The organism is Pseudomonas sp. Pseusp21, assembly GCF_059492145.1.
On sequence record NZ_CP168520.1, the window covers coordinates 2,716,726 to 2,736,023 of the forward strand.

The 19,298-nt window shown below is 60.7% G+C and carries 17 protein-coding genes; 14 read left to right on the plus strand and 3 right to left on the minus strand.

Annotated elements, in window-relative coordinates:
- Positions 1-576: 576 nt before the first annotated feature.
- From ACEN93_RS12280 to ACEN93_RS12320, 9 genes are all read left to right on the plus strand, one after another.
- Complete coding sequence (locus ACEN93_RS12280) at positions 577-1,977, plus strand: polynucleotide adenylyltransferase PcnB (protein WP_495611459.1); 1,401 nt, start codon at positions 577-579, stop codon at positions 1,975-1,977.
- A gap of 3 nt (positions 1,978-1,980) precedes the next feature.
- On the plus strand, positions 1,981-2,466 hold the full coding sequence (folK, locus tag ACEN93_RS12285; RefSeq protein ID WP_210710595.1) for a 2-amino-4-hydroxy-6-hydroxymethyldihydropteridine diphosphokinase: 486 nt from the start codon (positions 1,981-1,983) through the stop codon (positions 2,464-2,466).
- A gap of 320 nt (positions 2,467-2,786) precedes the next feature.
- A complete protein-coding gene (gene panB / locus ACEN93_RS12290) occupies positions 2,787-3,587 on the plus strand; it encodes a 3-methyl-2-oxobutanoate hydroxymethyltransferase (protein ID WP_039771642.1) in 801 nt (266 codons plus the stop codon).
- Positions 3,584-4,444: a pantoate--beta-alanine ligase gene (panC, locus tag ACEN93_RS12295; protein WP_007959604.1), complete on the plus strand. Its 861-nt coding sequence runs from the start codon at positions 3,584-3,586 to the stop codon at positions 4,442-4,444. Before panB ends, panC begins: the two co-directional genes overlap by 4 nt.
- Positions 4,445-4,793: 349 nt before the next feature.
- A complete protein-coding gene (pgi, locus tag ACEN93_RS12300) occupies positions 4,794-6,458 on the plus strand; it encodes a glucose-6-phosphate isomerase (RefSeq protein WP_039771644.1) in 1,665 nt (554 codons plus the stop codon).
- A gap of 114 nt (positions 6,459-6,572) precedes the next feature.
- On the plus strand, positions 6,573-8,510 hold the full coding sequence (acs, locus tag ACEN93_RS12305) for an acetate--CoA ligase (protein WP_495611460.1): 1,938 nt from the start codon (positions 6,573-6,575) through the stop codon (positions 8,508-8,510).
- A gap of 100 nt (positions 8,511-8,610) precedes the next feature.
- Positions 8,611-9,627: a class I SAM-dependent rRNA methyltransferase gene (locus ACEN93_RS12310; protein WP_103385445.1), complete on the plus strand. Its 1,017-nt coding sequence runs from the start codon at positions 8,611-8,613 to the stop codon at positions 9,625-9,627.
- A 109-nt stretch (positions 9,628-9,736) separates the two neighbouring features.
- The gene (locus ACEN93_RS12315; protein WP_495611461.1) at positions 9,737-12,688 is read left to right on the plus strand and encodes a DUF748 domain-containing protein; all 2,952 of its coding nucleotides are present in this window, start codon (positions 9,737-9,739) and stop codon (positions 12,686-12,688) included.
- Entirely contained in the window at positions 12,688-12,984 is a 297-nt protein-coding gene (locus tag ACEN93_RS12320) for a DUF2845 domain-containing protein (protein WP_074691468.1), read from the plus strand. Before ACEN93_RS12315 ends, ACEN93_RS12320 begins: the two co-directional genes overlap by 1 nt.
- A gap of 167 nt (positions 12,985-13,151) precedes the next feature.
- Here the strand turns inward: ACEN93_RS12320 and ACEN93_RS12325 are convergent, their stop codons facing one another.
- Both ACEN93_RS12325 and ACEN93_RS12330 read right to left on the minus strand, forming a co-directional pair.
- Positions 13,152-13,508: a BON domain-containing protein gene (locus ACEN93_RS12325; protein WP_011335977.1), complete on the minus strand. Its 357-nt coding sequence runs from the start codon at positions 13,506-13,508 to the stop codon at positions 13,152-13,154.
- A gap of 296 nt (positions 13,509-13,804) precedes the next feature.
- Entirely contained in the window at positions 13,805-14,236 is a 432-nt protein-coding gene (locus ACEN93_RS12330) for a pilin (protein WP_039771655.1), read from the minus strand.
- Between the two features lie 226 nt (positions 14,237-14,462).
- On the opposite strand from ACEN93_RS12330, the gene pilB reads away from it, so the two are divergent.
- From pilB to yacG, 5 genes are read left to right on the plus strand one after another with little or no spacing between them, the layout of a single operon-like run.
- Positions 14,463-16,163, plus strand: a complete 1,701-nt coding sequence (gene pilB, locus ACEN93_RS12335) for a type IV-A pilus assembly ATPase PilB (RefSeq protein ID WP_134333456.1) — start codon at positions 14,463-14,465, stop codon at positions 16,161-16,163.
- Positions 16,164-16,165: 2 nt separating this feature from the next.
- Positions 16,166-17,383: a type II secretion system F family protein gene (locus ACEN93_RS12340; protein WP_103385448.1), complete on the plus strand. Its 1,218-nt coding sequence runs from the start codon at positions 16,166-16,168 to the stop codon at positions 17,381-17,383.
- Between the two features lies 1 nt (position 17,384).
- Positions 17,385-18,257, plus strand: a complete 873-nt coding sequence (locus ACEN93_RS12345) for a prepilin peptidase (RefSeq protein ID WP_103385449.1) — start codon at positions 17,385-17,387, stop codon at positions 18,255-18,257.
- Positions 18,254-18,877: a dephospho-CoA kinase gene (gene coaE / locus ACEN93_RS12350; protein WP_074691472.1), complete on the plus strand. Its 624-nt coding sequence runs from the start codon at positions 18,254-18,256 to the stop codon at positions 18,875-18,877. Before ACEN93_RS12345 ends, coaE begins: the two co-directional genes overlap by 4 nt.
- The gene (yacG, locus tag ACEN93_RS12355) at positions 18,874-19,074 is read left to right on the plus strand and encodes a DNA gyrase inhibitor YacG (RefSeq protein ID WP_011335983.1); all 201 of its coding nucleotides are present in this window, start codon (positions 18,874-18,876) and stop codon (positions 19,072-19,074) included. The genes coaE and yacG overlap by 4 nt, the downstream gene beginning before the upstream one ends.
- A gap of 5 nt (positions 19,075-19,079) precedes the next feature.
- Here yacG and ACEN93_RS12360 read toward each other — a convergent pair whose 3' ends face one another.
- Positions 19,080-19,295 carry a hypothetical protein gene (locus tag ACEN93_RS12360; RefSeq protein ID WP_007959584.1) on the minus strand — a complete coding sequence of 72 codons (216 nt, stop codon included), beginning with the start codon at positions 19,293-19,295 and terminating at the stop codon, positions 19,080-19,082.
- Between the last annotated feature and the right edge of the window lie 3 nt (positions 19,296-19,298).

The following is a 19,298-nucleotide window of genomic DNA, read 5'->3' on the forward strand; positions in this document are numbered from 1 at the left end:
GGTTCGCAAAAGTTGGCACGGCACCTGCTATATGTTTGGTACAAGAACAATAACAAGCAATGCACAAGACAATAAAAATAAGACGAATCGACTCACGCACAATAAAAACAAGACGGCGAGAGGCGCAGCTAACTGATTCTTTTGGAGAGGCGTTGTATTTGGGGCTAGCCCCACGACCAGGCCGAGAACAACAAAAACTGTCTTAAGACAGAGCCTGTACTGGTTGGATCGCAAGATCACTGCAACACAGCGACCAAAGCAATCCGTTTGCTCTTGGCTCCCGATTGGGAGGGTCATGAAGGGAAAGCTTCATGACGAGGGCACTCAACAAAAACAAGAAGCCCGAATCAATAATAAAAAGAGCACGCAACTACTTCTTGGGGAGCTTCGGCTCCCCTTGTAGTTTCTCCCTTACGGCAAATCTCTCCTCCACCACGCCCTCACACCCCTCTAGCCTGCGGCTTGCAGCGCAAAACGGCAGCGTCCTACACCATCCCTCGACTAAATGCTAGAATCCCGGCCCATCATGCGGTCATTCTCTGGTATGGCCGAACATTCCTTCAAACAGTGCATCCCATGCTGAAGAAGCTGTTCCAGTCATTCCGAACTCCCCTGCGTCGTACGCAACACATCCGTAGCACGCCTGAAGTCCTCAACAGCGGCCAACATTCGCTGCAAAAGGCCCAATTCAGCCGGTACGCGGTCAACATCGTCGAACGTCTGCAGGGCGCCGGCTACCAGGCCTACCTGGTTGGCGGTTGCGTGCGAGACATGCTGCTGGGCATCACGCCCAAAGACTTCGACGTCGCCACCAGCGCAACCCCCGAGCAGGTCCGCGCCGAATTTCGCAATGCGCGGATCATCGGCCGCCGCTTCAAGCTGGTACACATCCATTTCGGCCGCGAAATCATTGAAGTCGCGACCTTCCGCGCCAATCACCCGCAAAACGAAGACGATGAAGACCGCAATCAGTCTTCGCGCAACGAGAGCGGGCGTATTCTGCGCGACAACGTCTACGGCACCCTGGAAGAAGACGCGCAACGCCGCGACTTCACCATCAACGCCCTGTATTACGATCCGGTCAGCGAGCGCATCCTCGACTACGCCAACGGCGTACACGACATCCGCAACCACCTGATCCGCCTGATCGGCGACCCAAAGAAACGTTACCAGGAAGACCCGGTGCGGATGCTGCGGGCCGTGCGTTTCGCTGCCAAGCTCAATTTCGGTATCGAGAAGCACACCGTCCAGCCGATCCGCGAGCTGGCGCCGATGCTGCGCGAGATTCCGTCGGCCCGCCTGTTCGAGGAAGTGCTCAAGCTGTTCCTGTCCGGTCACGGTGCCATCACTTTCGAGATGCTGGTCGATCTGCAACTGTTCGCGCCGCTGTTCCCGGCCAGTGCCGATGCGCTGGAACACAACCCGGAATACACCCACACGCTGATCAGCGAAGCACTGACCAACACCGACCTGCGGATCAAGCAGAACAAACCGGTGACCCCGGCGTTCCTGTTTGCCGCCCTGCTGTGGCCAGCCCTGCCGGCCCGCGTGTTGCGTCTGCAAGAGCGCGGCATGCCGCCGATTCCGGCCATGCAGGAAGGTGCTCACGAACTGATCGCCGAGCAGTGCCAGCGCATTGCCATTCCAAAACGTTTCACCATGCCGATCCGCGAAATCTGGGACATGCAGGAACGCCTGCCACGCCGCAGCGGCAAACGTGCCGACCTGTTGCTGGACAACCCGCGCTTCCGTGCCGGCTACGACTTCCTGCTGTTGCGTGAAAGCGCCGGCGAGCAGACCGATGGCTTGGGCGAATGGTGGACCGATTATCAGGACGCCAACGACAGCGAACGTCGCGACATGATCCGTGACCTCAGCGGTAAGGGTGATGACGCCAGTGGTGCACCGCGCAAGCGTCGCCGCAGCAGCGGTTCCAAGCGCAAACGCGCCGGCGCACCGAGCGCCACGGGCGAATAAGGCATGGAACGCATCTACATCGGCATGGGCAGCAACCTGGCTGACCCGGCCGAACAACTGCGCAGCGCGGTCGACGCACTGGGGCAATTGCCCGACACCGAGCTGGTCGGCGTCTCCGCGTTTTATCAGAGCGACTCCCTGCTGCCGGGCCAACCGCGTTACACCAACGCGGTTGCCGCGCTCGACAGCGCGCTCGCCCCGCTGGATCTGCTCGATGCCTTGCAGGCGATCGAAAACGATCAGGGCCGCGAACGCCTGGAGCGCTGGGGCCCGCGCACGCTGGATCTGGACATTTTGTTATTCGGCGATCGCCTGATCGACGAACCGCGCCTCAAAGTCCCGCATTACCACATGCAGGAACGCGCGTTCGTTCTCTATCCCCTGGCCGAACTGGCTCCCGAAGATCTGCGCCTGGCAGATGGCCGTGCTCTTGCCGATCTTCTCGCCGCCTGCCCGTTCGTCGGCCTCGAACGCCTCTCTCACGCCTGACACAAACCGTTGATGCGGGAGCCTATCGGCTCCCGCTTTTTGCGTTCTTGTAGGACAAAAAACCCGCAGATCAGGCCCGCCGGCCCGCTGAATCGCATCAGTAACGCCGGTAACACTCCCCTCGTAACAATGCGGTAACACATGCAATTGACTTCCTGAGGCCTCATCACGACTATAGGCGTCCCGCTGCCGCCAACCCGGCATACAAGGGCGCAATCCAGGCCTTATAAGCACGACGAAAGAGCGTGCGCCTGAATAGATGACGAATCACGCGCGTTACTCGCAGTAGTTTCCAAAGCGCCTGAACGAGGATTTCTTACATGCCAGCCATCACCCTGACCACGCTCCAGAGCCTCAAGCAGAAAGGTGAAAAGATCACCATGCTGACCTGCTATGACGCGACCTTCGCCCACGCCTGCAACGAGGCCGGTGTCGAAGTGCTGCTGGTGGGCGACTCCCTCGGCATGGTCCTGCAGGGTCACGACAGCACCCTGCCGGTGACCACCGCAGAAATGGCCTACCACGTTGCCAGCGTCAAACGCGGCAACTCTGATGCCCTGATCCTGGCCGACCTGCCGTTCATGGCCAACGCCACCCTCGAACAAACCATGACCAACAGCGCCCTGCTGATGCAGGCCGGCGCGCACATGGTCAAGGTCGAAGGCGCCTTGTGGCTGGCGGACTCGATCCGCCTGCTGGCCGAGCGCGGTGTGCCGGTCTGCGCCCACATGGGCCTGACCCCGCAAGCCGTGAACATTCTCGGTGGCTATAAAGTGCAAGGTCGCAACGAGAATCAGGCACGCCAGATGCGCGCCGACGCGATCTCGCTTGAGCAGGCCGGTGCAGCCATGCTGCTGCTCGAATGCGTGCCGAGCGAACTGGCAGCTGAAATCAGCCAGGCCGTGAAGATTCCGGTGATCGGCATTGGCGCCGGCAGCGACACCGACGGTCAGGTGCTGGTACTGCACGACATGCTCGGCCTGTCGATCAGCGGCCGCGTGCCGAAGTTCGTGAAGAACTTCATGCAGGGTCAGGACAGCATCCAGTCCGCGCTGAAGGCTTACGTCAGTGAAGTCAAAGCCACCACTTTCCCCGGGATCGAACACGGATTCTCTGCATGAACACCGTCAAAACCGTACGTGAACTGCGCGCCGCCGTGGCGCGCGCCCGCAGTGAAGGCAAGCGCATCGGCTTCGTGCCGACCATGGGCAACCTGCACAGCGGCCACATCGCGCTGATCACCAAGGCCACCCAGCGCGTGGACTTCGTGGTTGCGAGCATTTTCGTCAACCCGCTGCAGTTCGGCGCCGGCGAAGACCTCGACAAGTACCCACGCACCCTCGCGGCAGATCAGGAAAAACTGCTGGAAGCCGGATGCGATCTGCTGTTCGCCCCGACCGTCGAGGAAATGTACCCCGACGGCATGGCCGGTCAGACCCGGGTCAGCGTGCCGCAACTGTCCGAAGGCCTGTGCGGCGCCAGCCGTCCGGGGCACTTCGAAGGCGTGGCAACGGTGGTCAGCAAGCTGTTCAACATGGTCCAGCCGGACCTGGCGATCTTCGGCCAGAAAGATTTCCAGCAACTGGCGGTGATCCGCGCGCTGGTGCACGACCTGAACATGCCGATCCAGATCATTGGCGAGCCGACCGTACGCGCCGCCGACGGTCTGGCGCTGTCCTCGCGCAACGGTTTCCTCAGTGAAGAACAGCGCGCCGTGGCGCCGGTGGTCTATCGCACCCTGAGCAGCATTGCCGAGTCGATCAAGCAGGGCGAGCGCGACTTCCCTGCTCTGATCCAGGCGCAACGCCAGCAACTGGAAGCCGCCGGCCTGCGTCCGGATTACCTGGAAATCCGCCACGCCCTGACCCTGCGTCCGGCAACGGCGGAAGATCGCGATCTGGTGATTCTGGTCGCGGCCTTCCTCGGCACCACCCGGTTGATCGACAACCTGCATCTGAATCTCGATACCCCCGCCTGAACACCGGCAGACGCTGTGGAAGCAACCCCGCTTCCACAGCTTTTGCACGCGCTTGCAGACCGTATTGCTGAGCACCTGCCCATCGGGCAAACTTCCCGCCGTTCGACGCCACGCGATAAGCAGGGACTTGCTCGCATTACCCGCCGTCTGTCGGCCCCGTCTGTTATCAATGTTAAAAAAGTACCGAAAACAGGTCAGACAAAGCCAAGACAGATCGCGGCGCTGGGTTTACTGTATTCGCCCTGCGCCAAAGTAATCGTGTCGACGCAGTTGCCCCCTCGCCCAAACATGGCGGGGAGGTCTTTTCAGAGTTCAAAAGGCCGTTCAAGTAAAAAGGAAAACCGCAGCGATGGCGTACTACCGCACTCCTCATGACGTTACCGCTCTGCCTGCCTGGCAAGCGTTGAAAGATCACCGCCAAGCCATGCAGGATTTCAGCATGCGCGAAGCCTTCAACGCCGATCCGCAGCGCTTCAATCAGTTCACTCTCAGCAGCTGCGGACTGTTTCTCGACTATTCGAAGAATCTGATCAACGCCGAGACCCGCAACCTGCTGGTGGGTCTGGCCAATGAAGTCGATCTCAAAGGCGCGATCAAGGCGCTGTTCGACGGCGAAATCGTCAACTCCTCCGAAGGCCGCCCGGCGCTGCACACCGCCCTGCGTCGCCCGGTCGGCGACAAACTGTCGGTCAACGGCGTCAACGTGATGCCTGAAGTACACAAGGTGCTGAACCAGATCACCGATCTCGTGGGCCGCATCCACGACGGTCTGTGGCGCGGTTACACCGAGAAGCCGATCACCGACGTGGTGAACATCGGCATCGGTGGCTCGTTCCTCGGCCCCGAGCTGGTCTCCGAAGCCCTGCTGTCCTATGCCCAGAAAGGCGTGCGTTGCCATTACCTGGCGAACATCGACGGCAGCGAATTCCACGAGCTGACGCAAAAACTGCGCGCCGAGACCACGCTGTTCATCGTTTCGTCGAAATCGTTCAACACCCTCGAAACCCTGAAAAACGCCCAGGCCGCACGCGCCTGGTACCTGGCTCAGGGTGGTTCGGAAGCCGAGCTGTATCGCCACTTCATCGCCGTCTCGAGCAACAACGCGGCAGCCGTGGCTTTCGGTATTCGCGAAGAAAACATCTTCCCGATGTGGGACTGGGTCGGCGGTCGTTACTCGCTGTGGTCGGCCATCGGCCTGCCAATTGCGCTGGCCATCGGCATGTCCAACTTCAAGGAATTGCTGTCCGGTGCCTACACCATGGACCAGCATTTCCAGAGCGCGCCGTTCGAACAGAACATGCCGGTGCTGCTGGCCCTGCTCGGCGTGTGGTACGGCAACTTCTGGGGCGCGCAAAGCCACGCGATCCTGCCGTACGACCACTACCTGCGTAACATCACCAAGCACTTGCAACAGCTGGACATGGAATCCAACGGCAAGAGCGTGCGCCAGGACGGCACCGCGGTGTCGACCGATACCGGCCCGGTGATCTGGGGTGGCGTCGGCTGCAACGGTCAGCACGCTTACCACCAGTTGCTGCACCAGGGCACCCAACTGATCCCGGCCGACTTCATCGTGCCGATCGTCAGCTTCAACCCGGTCTCCGACCACCATCAGTGGCTGTACGCCAACTGCCTGTCGCAGAGCCAGGCGCTGATGCTCGGCAAGACCCTGCCGGAAGCCGAAGCGGAACTGCGCGACAAGGGCATGAGCGAAGACCAGGTGCAGAAACTCGCACCGCACAAGGTGATCCCGGGCAACCGTCCGAGCAACACCATCGTGGTCGAGCGCATCAGCCCGCGTCGTCTCGGCGCATTGGTGGCGATGTACGAACACAAAGTCTTCGTGCAAAGCGTGGTCTGGGGCATCAACGCCTTCGACCAGTGGGGCGTGGAACTGGGCAAGGAACTGGGCAAGGGCGTGTATAACCGTCTGGTCGGCAGCGAAGAAACCGCCGCCGAAGACGCGTCCACCCAAGGCCTGATCAACTACTTCCGCGGCCGTCACCGCGGCTGATCCAGCCCCGAACACACCCCCTCGCCATGAGGGGGTGTTTGTTTACAGGTATTGAACCCTCCCTGCTCTCGGCGCATCTTTATCCTTGTCGCACAACAAGAATAAGGAACCGTCATGTTCGATATCAGCACGTTCCCCAAAGCCGATGCCGTCCGCCGGGCTGCACAGTTGAGTCAGGACGACTACCAGCGCCTGTACCGCGAATCGATTGAACACCCCAGTACCTTCTGGGCCGAACAGGCCACCCGCTTCCTCGACTGGAGCACGCCGTGGCAGACCGTCCAGCGCTATGACCTGAAGACCGGCGAAGCCGCCTGGTTTGCCGGTGGCAAGCTGAACGTCAGCTACAACTGCATTGACCGCCATCTGGAAAAGCGTGGCGATCAGACCGCCATCCTCTGGGAAGGCGACGACCCCGCCGAATCGACACAAATCACATACAGCAAACTCCATCACCACGTCTGCCGCCTGGCCAACGTGCTGAAAAGCCGTGGCGTGAAGAAAGGCGACCGGGTGTGCATCTACATGCCGATGATCCCCGAAGCGGCCTACGCGATGCTCGCCTGCGCGCGGATCGGTGCGATTCATTCAGTGGTGTTTGGCGGTTTCTCCCCGGACTCATTGCGTGACCGCATTCTCGACGCCGACTGCCGCACCGTGATCACCGCCGACGAGGGCGTGCGCGGTGGCAAATTCGTGCCGCTGAAACAGAATGTCGACAAGGCCCTGCAGAGTTGCCCGAATGTCAGCACCGTCGTGGTGGTCGAGCGCACCCAGAACAACGTCGACTGGGTCGAAGGCCGCGACCTCTGGTATCACCAGGCCGTGCGCGACGTCAGCGACGATTGCCCGCCGGAACCGATGGACGCCGAGGATCCGCTGTTCATCCTCTACACCTCCGGCAGCACCGGCAAGCCCAAGGGCGTGCTGCACACCACCGGCGGGTACCTGCTGCAAGCGGCAATGACCTTCAAGTACGTGCTCGATTACCGCGACGGCGAAGTGTTCTGGTGCACCGCCGACGTCGGCTGGGTCACCGGCCACAGCTATATCGTGTACGGCCCGCTGGCCAACGGCGCCACCACCCTGATTTTCGAAGGCGTGCCGAGCTACCCGAGCACTTCGCGATTCTGGCAGGTGATCGACAAACATAAGGTCAACATCTTCTACACCGCCCCCACCGCCCTGCGCGCCCTGATGCGTGAAGGCGCCGGCCCCTTGCAGGAAACGTCGCGGCAAAGCCTCAGATTGCTCGGCAGTGTCGGTGAGCCGATCAACCCGGAAGCATGGGAATGGTATTTCAACGTCGTAGGCGAACAGCGCTGCCCGATAGTCGATACGTGGTGGCAGACCGAAACCGGCGGCATCATGCTCAGCCCGCTGGTCAGCGCCCAGCGGATCAAACCGGGCTGCGCCACCCAACCGATGTTCGGCGTGCAACCGGTGCTGCTCGATGAGCACGGCAAGGAGATCAAAGGCGCCGGCAGCGGCGTGCTGGCGATCAAGTCGAGCTGGCCGGCGCAGATCCGCAGCGTTTACGGCGACCCGCAGCGCATGGTCGACACCTACTTCAAGCCCTACCCCGGTTACTACTTCACCGGCGACGGCGCCCGCCGTGACGAGGACGGCGATTACTGGATCACCGGGCGCATCGACGACGTGATCAATGTCTCCGGCCATCGCATCGGCACCGCCGAGGTAGAGAGCGCGCTGGTGCTGCACGACAGCATCGCCGAGGCCGCTGTGGTCGGCTATCCACACGACGTCAAAGGCCAGGGGATTTATGCCTTCGTCACTCCGATGAACGGGACCGAGCCCAGCGATGAACTGAAGAAAGAACTGCTGGCCCACGTCAGCAAGGAAATCGGCAGCTTCGCCAAACCGGACCTGATCCAGTGGGCCCCGGCCCTGCCGAAAACCCGCTCGGGCAAGATCATGCGGCGGATCCTGCGCAAGATCGCCTGCAACGAGCTCGACAGCCTCGGCGATACCTCAACCCTGGCGGATCCGAGCGTGGTGCAGGGCTTGATCGATAAACGCTTGAACCAATAGGAGCAGCGGCAAGCGGCGAGCTTCAAGTTTGAAGCTCGCCGCTTGCCGCCAAGTTGCTGCTAAACTCCCGCGCCCCGATTCCCTTCAGCAAGGCGCCCGCATGTCTTCCTTGAACCTGGCGCTGCGCGCCGCTCTCGATCAACGCCAGGATCTGCTCGCCGAGCTGCACCGCCAGGGCACCGACTGCTATCGGCTGTTTCACGGCAGCCAGGAAGGCGCCGGCGGCCTGACCATCGACCGCTACGGCCCGCAACTGATGGTGCAAAGCTTCCACCAGACCCTGGCGCGTGAAGACCTGCTGCAACTGCACGCCATGGTCAACCAGACTCTTGGCCTGGAAACCCTGCTGGTCTACAACGACCGCTCCCGTGGCAACTCACGGATCGATCGTGAAGACAGCGTCTACCGCGCCGACGACGCCGCACTGGCCGATCTGATCGGCCACGAATGGGGCCTGAACTATCGCGTGCGCGGACGTCACGCCGGGCAGGATCCGCTGCTGTTCCTCGACCTGCGCAACACCCGCGGCTGGGTCAAGGATCACGCCAAGGGAAAAAGTGTGCTCAACCTGTTCGCCTATACCTGCGGGGTCGGTCTCAGCGCGGCGGCCGGCGGTGCGCGCGAGGTGTGCAACCTGGATTTCGCCGAGGGCAATCTGGCAGTCGGCCGCGAGAACGGCCAGCTCAATCCGCACCTGCCGACCATGGAATTCATCCAGTCCGACTACTTCCCGGCCATCCGCCAACTGGCCGGCCTGCCGATCAGCCAGCGTCGCGGGCAGAAACTGCCGAGCTATCAGCGTCTCGAACAGCGCCAGTACGATCTGGTGCTGCTCGACCCGCCCGCGTGGGCCAAGAGTGCGTTCGGCACCGTCGACCTGCTGCGCGATTATCAGAGCCTGCTAAAGCCAGCCCTGCTGACCACCGCCGAGAATGGCGTGCTGATCTGCTGCAACAATCTGGCGAAAGTCAGCATGGACGACTGGCGCGAACAGGTGCTGCGCTGCGCCGAAAAAGCCGGGCGGCCGGTGCGTGAGTGGAGCGTGATGAACCCGGGCCGCGACTTCCCGTCGCTGGATCAGCAGCCACCGCTGAAGACCCTGATCCTTCAGCTCTAAGCGTTGCCAAGGAAATTTCCCACGGAAAAATCTGAACAATCCTGAGCATGGGCAATTGCTTCGGAACCGGAATCGCGTGCCATACTCCAAGGCACTCCGATTCAGACAGATGAAGCCGCACATGCCCAAAGGATTGATTCGCGCGATTGGCGCCCTGTTGACTGCCCTGGCCCTCTACAGCCTGCTGGGGTTCCTGATTTTGCCGGGCATTGCGCTCAGGGTGGTGAATCAGCAACTGGCCAACTACGCCACAGTGCCGGCGCATCTGCAACGTATCGAACTCAACCCGTTCAGCCTTGAACTCACGCTGTGGGGCCTGGTGATCGGCGAGCCGGGCAAGGAACAGGTCGGCTTCGAACGTCTGTATGCCAACCTGCAACTCGACAGCCTGTGGACCAAAGCCCTGCATCTGTCCGACATCGAACTGGAAAAATCCAGGACCGAGATCCTGTTCGCCAAGGACGGTCAGCTCAACCTCCTCGGTCTGTTCAAGCTCCCGGCCAGCGAGCCCACCCCGGCCGATCCCGACGCCAAACCGTTTCCGCTGCGCATCGACCGGATCCAGCTGGCCGGCGGCAACCTGCATTTTGTGGATGCGCGGCCCAGCGAGCCGATCGAGTTTCTCTACGACAAGCTCGACTTCGAGCTGAAAAACCTCAGCACCCTGCCCGAAGACAACGCCGACATGACCCTCGTCGCGATCGGCCCGGCCGGTGGGCAGATCGACTGGAAAGGCAACTTCAGCCTGATCCCGATCGCTTCCGAAGGCACGCTCAAGATCACCGACGGCCAGATGAAAGCCTTCTGGCCCTACGTGCGTGATGCCGTGCCACTGGTGCTGGAAAACGGGGTCGTCAGCCTGAGCACCGAATACAAGCTCAACCTGTCCAAGGAAACCGAACTGCTGCTGAGCAACGTGGCGGTCAATATCGCGCCGTTCGCCATCAAGGCGCCGGACGGACGCCCGCTGGCGAAACTCGAGCGTCTCGACGTCAGCGACACCACGGTGGACCTGGCCAAGCAGCAAGTGGTGGTCGGCAAGATCCGCAGCCAGAAACTGGAAACCTGGGCAGCCCTGGAAGCGGACGGCCAACTGGATTGGCAAAAACTGTTCGCCAGCCAGCCGTCGAAACCCGCCGCAAAAGCGGCTGCCGAACCTGCGAACACACCGGCGGCAGCCGACTCGCCGAAACCCGAACCGACCGCGCCGAGCAAACCGTGGCAAGTGTTGATCAAGGACGTGCAACTGCGTGACTACAAAGTGCATCTGGCCGACCGTTCGGCGAAGCCCGAAGTCACTCTGGATGTCACGCCGCTGAACGTCGATCTGCAGAATTTCGACAGCCTCAACGGCTCGCCCTTCAACCTCAGGCTCGACACCGGGCTGGGCAAGCAAGGCAAGATCAGCGCCGATGGCGTGGTCAATCTGGCGCCGGTCACCGCACAGCTCAACGTGAAAACCCAGGACATCGACCTGCGGGTCGCGCAGTCCTACATCAATCCGTTCATTCGCCTCGAACTGCGCAGCGGCATGCTCGGCAGCGACCTGAAAGTGAACCTGAGAAGCACTGACCCGCTGGCCCTCAGCGTCACCGGTCGTGCTCAGATCGATCAGTTGCACACCCTCGACACCCTGAAAACCCGCGACTTCCTGAAGTGGCAGCAAGTGGTGGTCGAAGGCCTGAACTATCAGCACGGCGACAGCCTGTCGATCGACAGGGTCAACCTGTTCCAGCCGTATGCGCGGTTCATGATCAATGATGATCGCACCACCAACATCGACGACCTGCTGATTCCGCAGCCGGCCGATTCCGGAGCGAAGACCGCCGCGGCGAAACCGGCGAGCAATGACAAACCGCTGGGTATTCACATCGGCGGCATCGCGATCAACGACGGCTCGGCCAACTTCGCCGACTTCAGCCTGACCCCGAACTTCGCCACTGCAGTTCAGCAGCTCAACGGCCAGATCGGCACCATCGACAGCCGTCAGGCGAAACCGGCCAGCGTCGACATCAAGGGCAAGGTCGACCGCTATGCGCCGGTGACCATCAAAGGCGCGGTCAACCCGTTCGACCCGATGGCCAGTCTCGACATCGCCACCAGTTTCAAACGGGTCGAACTGACCACCCTGACGCCCTACTCCGGCAAGTTCGCCGGCTACCGCATCCGCAAGGGCCGGCTCAACCTCGACCTGCATTACCTGATCACCAAAGGCCAGCTCAAGGCCGAGAACAAAGTGGTGGTCGAGCAACTGCAACTGGGTGAGAAAGTCGACAGCCCGGATGCCGTGAGCCTGCCGCTAAAACTGGCGATCGCCCTGCTCAAGGACGTCGACGGCAAGATTTCCATCGAACTGCCGGTCACTGGTGACCTGAACAATCCGCAATTCAGCGTGATGCCGATTGTCTGGCAGACCCTGCGCAACCTAATCGTCAAGGCTGCCGCCGCACCGTTCAAGCTGATTGGCGGTCTGGTCAGCGGTGGCGGCTCGGAAGACCTCGGCACCGTGTCCTTCGCACCGGGTTCCAGCGACCTGAGCAAAGACGCCGAAGCGGCGCTGGTGAAGCTGTCGCAAGCGCTGAAGGAACGTCCGGCCCTGCGCCTGGAAATCGAAGGCACTGCGGCAAAAAGCAGTGATGGCCCGTTGCTCGCCGAACAGCGCCTGGAACGTGAATACCAGTACAACTACTACAAGATGCTCCAGCGCCGTGGCGACAAGGTGCCGGCGCAGGCTTCGCTGATCCAGGTCCCGGATAACGAAAAAGGCCCACTGCTTGAGGGCATCTATCGCACCCGCCTGAAAACCCAGCCACCGGCCGAGTGGAAGGATCTGGGCAAGGAAGAACGCACCGCGAGAATGCGCGCCGACGTGATCAAGTTCTGGAGTTCCAGCGATGTGCTGCTGCGCCAGCTCGGTCAGGACCGTGCCAGCAGCATCAAGGATTACCTGGTAGACAAGGGCCAACTGGCCGACGATCGTGTGTACTTCATCGACGCCAACCTCGGCGAAGCGGAAAGCGACGGCCGGGTGGTGACGCAAATGCATCTGGATGCCGAGTGATGAACCCAAAGTGGCTGGCTGCACTGGGGCTGGTGTTTCTCGCCAGCCAGGCTGCGGCGTCCGATACCTTGCGCTGCGGCAGCCAGTTGGTGAGCCTTGGCGACCGCGCCAGCGAGGTGCTGCAAAAATGTGGTGAGCCGGTCGGTCGCGATCTGCTCGGTTACAAGCGCAGCGCCAACCGTCGTGAAGAGTTTCAGGTCGAGGAATGGACCTACGGCCCGAGCAACGGCATGTATCAATACCTGCGCTTTGAAGGCAATCGCCTGAAGCAGATCAACAGCAAACGCGGCAATTGACCTTCCCCGCCTTTTCCGGCCCCTGAATAGAACAGGCCCCGACATGAATGCCGGGGCCTGTAATGGCCACATTCCGTGTGGCCGGTCGCATGAACTCTAAAGTGCGGCAGACGTATTGCTCGGCCCGCCTGTCGCGTCTTCTCCCGGTCCAGGCGAGAAGTCTTGCCTTACTCGGCTTTCAGGCCGTCAGCGGAGACCGCTTTCACGCCTTTGATTTTCTTGGTGATGTTCACAGCGGTGGTTTTCTGAGCTTCGGTGATCGCGACGTCAGAAGACAGGGAAACCACACCTTTGTTGGTTTCAACTTTGATGTCGGTACCAGGAATGCCTTTTTCGGTTACCAGGTCGCTTTTGACTTTGGTGGTGATCCAGGTATCGGAAGTAGCTTCTTTAGCCTTGGTGACTTCACCGGCAGCCAGGGTCATTGGAGCCTGAGTGGTCTGGGTCGATTGAGCAAATGCACCCGAAGCCATGGTCAGGGTCAGCGCGGTAGCAGCAGCGGCAGTGATAGCGAACTTCTTCATACGAGTAACTCCTGTTTTTCTGGAAAGTCTGCTGGTTGTCTTGTCAGCAGGGTTACTGGAGATATTGCGAACGCTGTGCCAACTTTCAAAATTGGATTAAAACCTTATAAATCAATAACTTATAAATGTCGCATTTTTTCGGAATCATGCAAATTGCATGAGTCGTGAAATATCTACATGCAAGTTGCGGCTTTTCGGAAAGTTCCTAACAGCCTGAAATTATTGAAGCTTTTGTGAAGTGTCGCGCAATGAAAAATGCCCCGCATTGCGGGGCATTTTTGTAGTCCATCAACAAATCAGGTACCGCTCGCAGTACAGCCTTTTGGCGAATAATCCGGCGCCACCGTTGTGGCACATGTCCATACACCTGCCCCCGTACCGGAAGAGCGAGTAAGCGTGATGGTTTTGTCCAGTACCGGACCCGGAGCGTTTTTGATCGTGCAAACAATTGAACCGGCGCCCGACGAAGCGGTGCCCGAAGCCGTAACAGAACAATTGGAGGTTGTAACCGTTGCACTGCCCGCCACATTAGTCAGCGTAGGATCGGTGCCTTGGTTAATCACATCCTCGAACGGCACTTTCATTGCCGAGATCTCGGCCAGCCCAGCCGTCACCTTCGACCGCGCCTGATATTTGGAGTACTGCGGCAGCGCCACAGTGGCGAGAATACCGATGATCGCCACGACGATCAGCAGCTCGATCAGAGTGAAACCCTGTTGTTTATTCATAGACACGCTCCATGCATGAGTCGAAATCTCATGATCTGTTCAAGACTCAGCACAGCCCGTGCCAAACGCTGGCAACCCATACCCGCTGGGCGCCATCCGGCTGACATGCCGATTCCTACAACCCGTAACCGCACTATCTGACACTTTTTGTCACCCGCACTCCACGTGTATGGCGCTGTCACTTGACTAGGCTATAAGTCATGAACGGCAAGCACGTGGAAACCCCATGAATGACATCGCTCTGAGCGGTCTGGCCAAACAACTGGTCCAGGCCGAATTGCTCACGGAAAAGAGTGCCCAGCAGGCCTGGCAGCAGGCGCAGCGCAATCGCCTGTCGCTGGTCAGTTACCTGGTGCAGAACAAACTGGTGAAGAGCTGGCAGGTCGCCGAAATAGCCTCGGAGCATTTCGGCATGGCATTTCTCGACCTCAACTGTCTCGACAGGGAAACTCAGCCCAAGGGCCTGGTCAGCGAAAAACTGGTGCGCCAGCACCACGCCCTGCCCCTCTGGCGGCGCGGCAACAAACTGTTCGTGGGGATTTCCGACCCCAGCAATCATCAGGCGATCAATGACATTCAGTTCAGCACCGGGCTGAGCACCGAAGCCATTCTGGTCGAGGACGACAAGCTCACCGACGCCATCGAAAAATTCTTCGACACCCACGCCACCGGCCTGGAGGAAATGGCCGATGTCGACCTCGACGGGCTGGACATCGAGTCGGTCGACGACAGCAAACAGGACACCCTCGGCGGCATCGATGCCGACGATGCCCCGGTGGTGCGTTTTGTTCACAAGATGCTGCTGGACGCGATCAAGAGCGGCTCGTCCGACCTGCACTTCGAGCCTTACGAAAAGAACTACCGGGTGCGGGTGCGCACCGACGGCATTCTGCGGGAAGTGGCCAAGCCGCCGATTCAACTGGCCGGGCGCATCGCTGCACGCCTCAAGGTAATGGCCAGCCTCGACATTTCGGAGCGACGCAAACCCCAGGACGGGCGGATCAAGATGCGTCTGTCGAAAAGCAAGTCGATTGATTTCCGGGTCAACACCCTGCCCACCCTCTGGGGGGAGAAAGTGGTGATTCGGATCCTCGACCCGTCCAGCGCCCAGATCGGCATCGATGCCCTCGGCTACGAGCCGGAACAGAAAGACCTGTACATGGCCGCCCTCAAACAGCCGCAAGGCATGATTCTGGTAACCGGCCCCACCGGTTCGGGCAAAACCGTGTCGCTGTACACGGGACTGAACATCCTCAATACCGTCGACATCAACATCTCCACCGCCGAAGACCCGGTGGAGATCAACATGGAAGGCATCAACCAGGTCAACGTCAATCCCCGTCAGGGGTTGGACTTTGCCCAGGCCTTGCGCTCGTTCCTGCGTCAGGACCCGGACGTGATCATGGTCGGCGAAATCCGCGACCTCGAAACCGCCGAAATCGCGATCAAGGCCGCCCAGACCGGGCACCTTGTGCTGTCCACCCTGCACACCAACAGCGCGGCGGAAACCCTCACCCGCCTGCACAACATGGGCATTCCCGGCTTCAACATCGCGACCTCAGTGAGCCTGATCATTGCCCAGCGTCTGGCGCGAAAACTCTGCAGCCACTGCAAGAAACCCATCGAGATCCCACGCGAGACCCTGATCAAGGAAGGCTTCCCCGAGGAACGCATCGGCCATTTCACGATCTATGAGCCCGCCGGTTGCGATCACTGCAACGGCGGGTACAAGGGTCGCGTGGGGATTTATGAAGTGGTAAAGAACACCCCCGATCTGCAACGGCTGATCATGGCCGAGGGCAACTCACTGGAAATCGATATCCAGATGCGCCGGGACGGCTTCAATGACCTGCGTACCTCGGGCCTGATCAAGGCCATGCAAGGCATTACCAGCCTTGAAGAAATCAACCGGGTCACCAAGGACTGAACATGGCGGTCAAGGCAGCGAAAATCAGTGTCTACGCCTGGGAAGGTACGGACCGCAAAGGCAGCAAGGTGACCGGCGAGTTGAGCGGCCAGAACCCCGCACTGGTCAAGGCCCAATTGCGCAAACAAGGCATCAACCCGGGCAAGGTACGCAAGAAATCCGCCTCGCTGCTGAGCTTCGGCAAGCGCATCAAGGCCCAGGACATTGCCCTGTTCACCCGGCAGATGGCGACCATGATGAAGGCCGGCGTACCGCTGTTGCAGTCGTTCGACATCATTGGCGAAGGCTTCGAAAACCCGGCCATGCGCAAGCTGGTGGACGAGGTGAAACAGGAGGTCGCCGCCGGCAACAGCTTCGCCGCCGCGCTGCGCAAGAAGCCTCAGTATTTTGACGAGTTGTACTGCAACCTGGTGGATGCCGGTGAACAGTCCGGCGCCCTCGACACCCTGCTGGAACGGGTCGCGACCTACAAGGAAAAGAGCGAAAGCCTCAAGGCCAAGATCAAGAAGGCCATGACCTACCCGTCGGCCGTAGTGCTGGTGGCGGCGGTGGTCACCGGGATTCTGCTGGTCAAGGTGGTGCCGCAGTTTCAGTCGGTGTTCTCCGGCTTCGGTGCCGAACTGCCGGCCTTCACGCTGATGGTGATCAGCCTGTCCGAATTCATGCAGCAATGGTGGTGGGCGATTCTCGGTGCGCTGGTGGCCGCGTTTTTCGGCACCCGCCATGCCCTGAAAAAATCCCAGGCCCTGCGCGATCGACGCGACGCCTGGTTTCTCAAGCTGCCGCTGGTGGGCACATTGATGTACAAGTCCGCCGTGGCGCGGTTTGCCCGGACCCTGTCGACTACCTTCGCCGCCGGTGTGCCGCTGGTGGAAGCGCTGGACTCGGTGGCCGGTGCCACCGGCAACGTGGTGTTCAAGCGTGCCGTGCTGCGCATCCGCCAGGACGTCTCTACCGGCATGCAGCTGAATTTCTCGATGCGTTCCACCGGCATCTTTCCGAACATGGCGGTGCAGATGACCGCCATCGGCGAAGAGTCCGGCGCACTGGACGAGATGCTCGACAAGGTCGCGGGGTTCTATGAGGACGAAGTGGACAACATGGTCGACAACCTCACCAGCCTGATGGAGCCGTTCATCATGGTGGTGCTGGGGGTGATCGTCGGCGGTCTGGTGGTGGCGATGTACCTGCCGATCTTCCAACTCGGCTCAGCGATCTGACATGCCTATCGACGAACTCCTCAGCCTGTATCCGCTGGCCTTTGTCGTCGCCGCCCTGCTGCTGGGGCTGGTGGTGGGCAGTTTCCTCAACGTGTTGATCTGGCGCCTGCCAAAAATGCTCGAGCGCGAATGGCGCCAGCAGGCTCACGATGTACTGGGCCTGCCCGGTGAATCGCCATTGCCCACCTACAACCTGATGCTGCCGCACTCGCAATGCCCGCACTGTGGCCACCGGATCCGTGCGTGGGAAAACATTCCCCTGTTGAGTTACGTGTGCCTGCGCGGGCGCTGTTCAAGTTGCAGCGCACCGATCAGCAAGCGTTACCCGCTGACCGAACTGGCCTGCGGCCTGCTCTCGGCGTTCATCGCCTGGCACCTGGGTTTCGGCTGGCCGGCGTGCCTGTTGATCGTGCTGACCTGGGGCCTGTTGGCCATGAGCCTGATCGACATCGAGCACCAACTGCTGCCTGACGTGCTGGTACTGCCGTTGCTGTGGCTGGGGCTGATCGTCAACAGCTTCGAGCTGTTCGTGCCGCTGCACGACGCCCTGTGGGGCGCGGTGCTGGGCTATATGGCGCTGTGGTCGGTGTTCTGGCTGTTCAAACTGCTCACCGGCAAGGACGGCATCGGTCACGGCGATTTCAAGCTGCTGGCGCTGCTCGGGGCCTGGGGCGGCTGGCAGATTCTGCCGCTGACCATCCTCTTGTCCTCGCTGGTGGGCGCCGTGCTCGGGGTGATTTTGCTCAAGCTGCGCGACCAGAAAACCTCGACGCCGATCCCCTTCGGCCCGTATCTGGCAATTGCCGGCTGGATTGCCTTGCTCTGGGGTGGTCAAATAACCGGCTTCTATTGGCAGTTTGTCGGTTTGAAATGAATACCCCTGCGGAAAAACCCTGGATTCTCGGCCTGACCGGCGGCATCGGCAGCGGCAAAAGCGCCGCCGCCCAGCACTTCATTGATCTTGGTATCCACGTGGTGGACGCCGATCACGCGGCGCGCTGGGTGGTCGAACCGGGCCGCCCGGCGCTGGCGAAGATCGCCGAACACTTCGGCCCCGAAGTCCTGCAGGCCGACGGCACGCTGGATCGTGCAGCCCTGCGCAAACTGATTTTTGAAGTGCCGGAGCAACGGCGCTGGCTTGAGGCCTTGCTGCATCCGTTGATCGCCGAAGAAATCGCCCATCACCTGGCGCTGGCAAAATCGCCTTATGCGATTCTGGTTTCGCCGCTGCTGATCGAATCCGGGCAATACGCGATGACCCAACGCATCCTGGTAATCGACGCCCCGCAACAACTGCAGATCGAACGCACCTTGCAGCGTGACCAGACCAGCGAAGAGCAGGTCCAGGCGATCCTCAAGGCCCAGTCCAGCCGCGAAGACCGCGTCAGCCGTGCCGATGACGTGGTGGTCAACGACCGCGACCTCGCCTGGTTGCACAGCGAAGTCGAGCGCCTGCATCACTTTTACCTGACTTTATCCGGAGGCCAATCATGAGCCAGACCCCAACCGTCAACTGCCCGACTTGCGGCGCGCCCGTGGAATTCACCCCGGAAAACAAATACCGTCCGTTCTGCTCGGACCGCTGCAAACTGATCGACCTCGGCGCCTGGGCGTCGGAAGAACACAAGATTCCGGTGGCCCCGGATGCCGAGGACGAACTGTTTTCCGGCGATTTCGACCCGCGTCACTGATCCCGTCAGGGCCGCATGAAGCCGTAGTCCTGATCGTCGTCGAGGTTTTCCGCCAGAAAGCGCAACTCGTCGGCCAGGTCTTCGGCGTTGCGCACCGCCTTGCTCTGCTGCACCACCGCACTGAGCAAGGCGCGCAGGCTCAGGCCCGGATCGAACCCCACCTCCTGCGCCATCTCCAGACTCTGCCGGGTTTCCTGCCTCGCCCACTCGTACACGCTCATGCC

Coding starts and splice junctions, on each gene's coding strand:
- ACEN93_RS12280 (WP_495611459.1), top strand. CDS start 577: ATGCTGAAGAAGCTGTTCCAGTCATTCCGAACTCCCCTGCGTCGTACG.
- folK (WP_210710595.1), top strand. CDS start 1,981: ATGGAACGCATCTACATCGGCATGGGCAGCAACCTGGCTGACCCGGCC.
- panB (WP_039771642.1), top strand. CDS start 2,787: ATGCCAGCCATCACCCTGACCACGCTCCAGAGCCTCAAGCAGAAAGGT.
- panC (WP_007959604.1), top strand. CDS start 3,584: ATGAACACCGTCAAAACCGTACGTGAACTGCGCGCCGCCGTGGCGCGC.
- pgi (WP_039771644.1), top strand. CDS start 4,794: ATGGCGTACTACCGCACTCCTCATGACGTTACCGCTCTGCCTGCCTGG.
- acs (WP_495611460.1), top strand. CDS start 6,573: ATGTTCGATATCAGCACGTTCCCCAAAGCCGATGCCGTCCGCCGGGCT.
- ACEN93_RS12310 (WP_103385445.1), top strand. CDS start 8,611: ATGTCTTCCTTGAACCTGGCGCTGCGCGCCGCTCTCGATCAACGCCAG.
- ACEN93_RS12315 (WP_495611461.1), top strand. CDS start 9,737: ATGAAGCCGCACATGCCCAAAGGATTGATTCGCGCGATTGGCGCCCTG.
- ACEN93_RS12320 (WP_074691468.1), top strand. CDS start 12,688: ATGAACCCAAAGTGGCTGGCTGCACTGGGGCTGGTGTTTCTCGCCAGC.
- ACEN93_RS12325 (WP_011335977.1), bottom strand. CDS start 13,508: ATGAAGAAGTTCGCTATCACTGCCGCTGCTGCTACCGCGCTGACCCTG.
- ACEN93_RS12330 (WP_039771655.1), bottom strand. CDS start 14,236: ATGAATAAACAACAGGGTTTCACTCTGATCGAGCTGCTGATCGTCGTG.
- pilB (WP_134333456.1), top strand. CDS start 14,463: ATGAATGACATCGCTCTGAGCGGTCTGGCCAAACAACTGGTCCAGGCC.
- ACEN93_RS12340 (WP_103385448.1), top strand. CDS start 16,166: ATGGCGGTCAAGGCAGCGAAAATCAGTGTCTACGCCTGGGAAGGTACG.
- ACEN93_RS12345 (WP_103385449.1), top strand. CDS start 17,385: ATGCCTATCGACGAACTCCTCAGCCTGTATCCGCTGGCCTTTGTCGTC.
- coaE (WP_074691472.1), top strand. CDS start 18,254: ATGAATACCCCTGCGGAAAAACCCTGGATTCTCGGCCTGACCGGCGGC.
- yacG (WP_011335983.1), top strand. CDS start 18,874: ATGAGCCAGACCCCAACCGTCAACTGCCCGACTTGCGGCGCGCCCGTG.
- ACEN93_RS12360 (WP_007959584.1), bottom strand. CDS start 19,295: ATGAGCGTGTACGAGTGGGCGAGGCAGGAAACCCGGCAGAGTCTGGAG.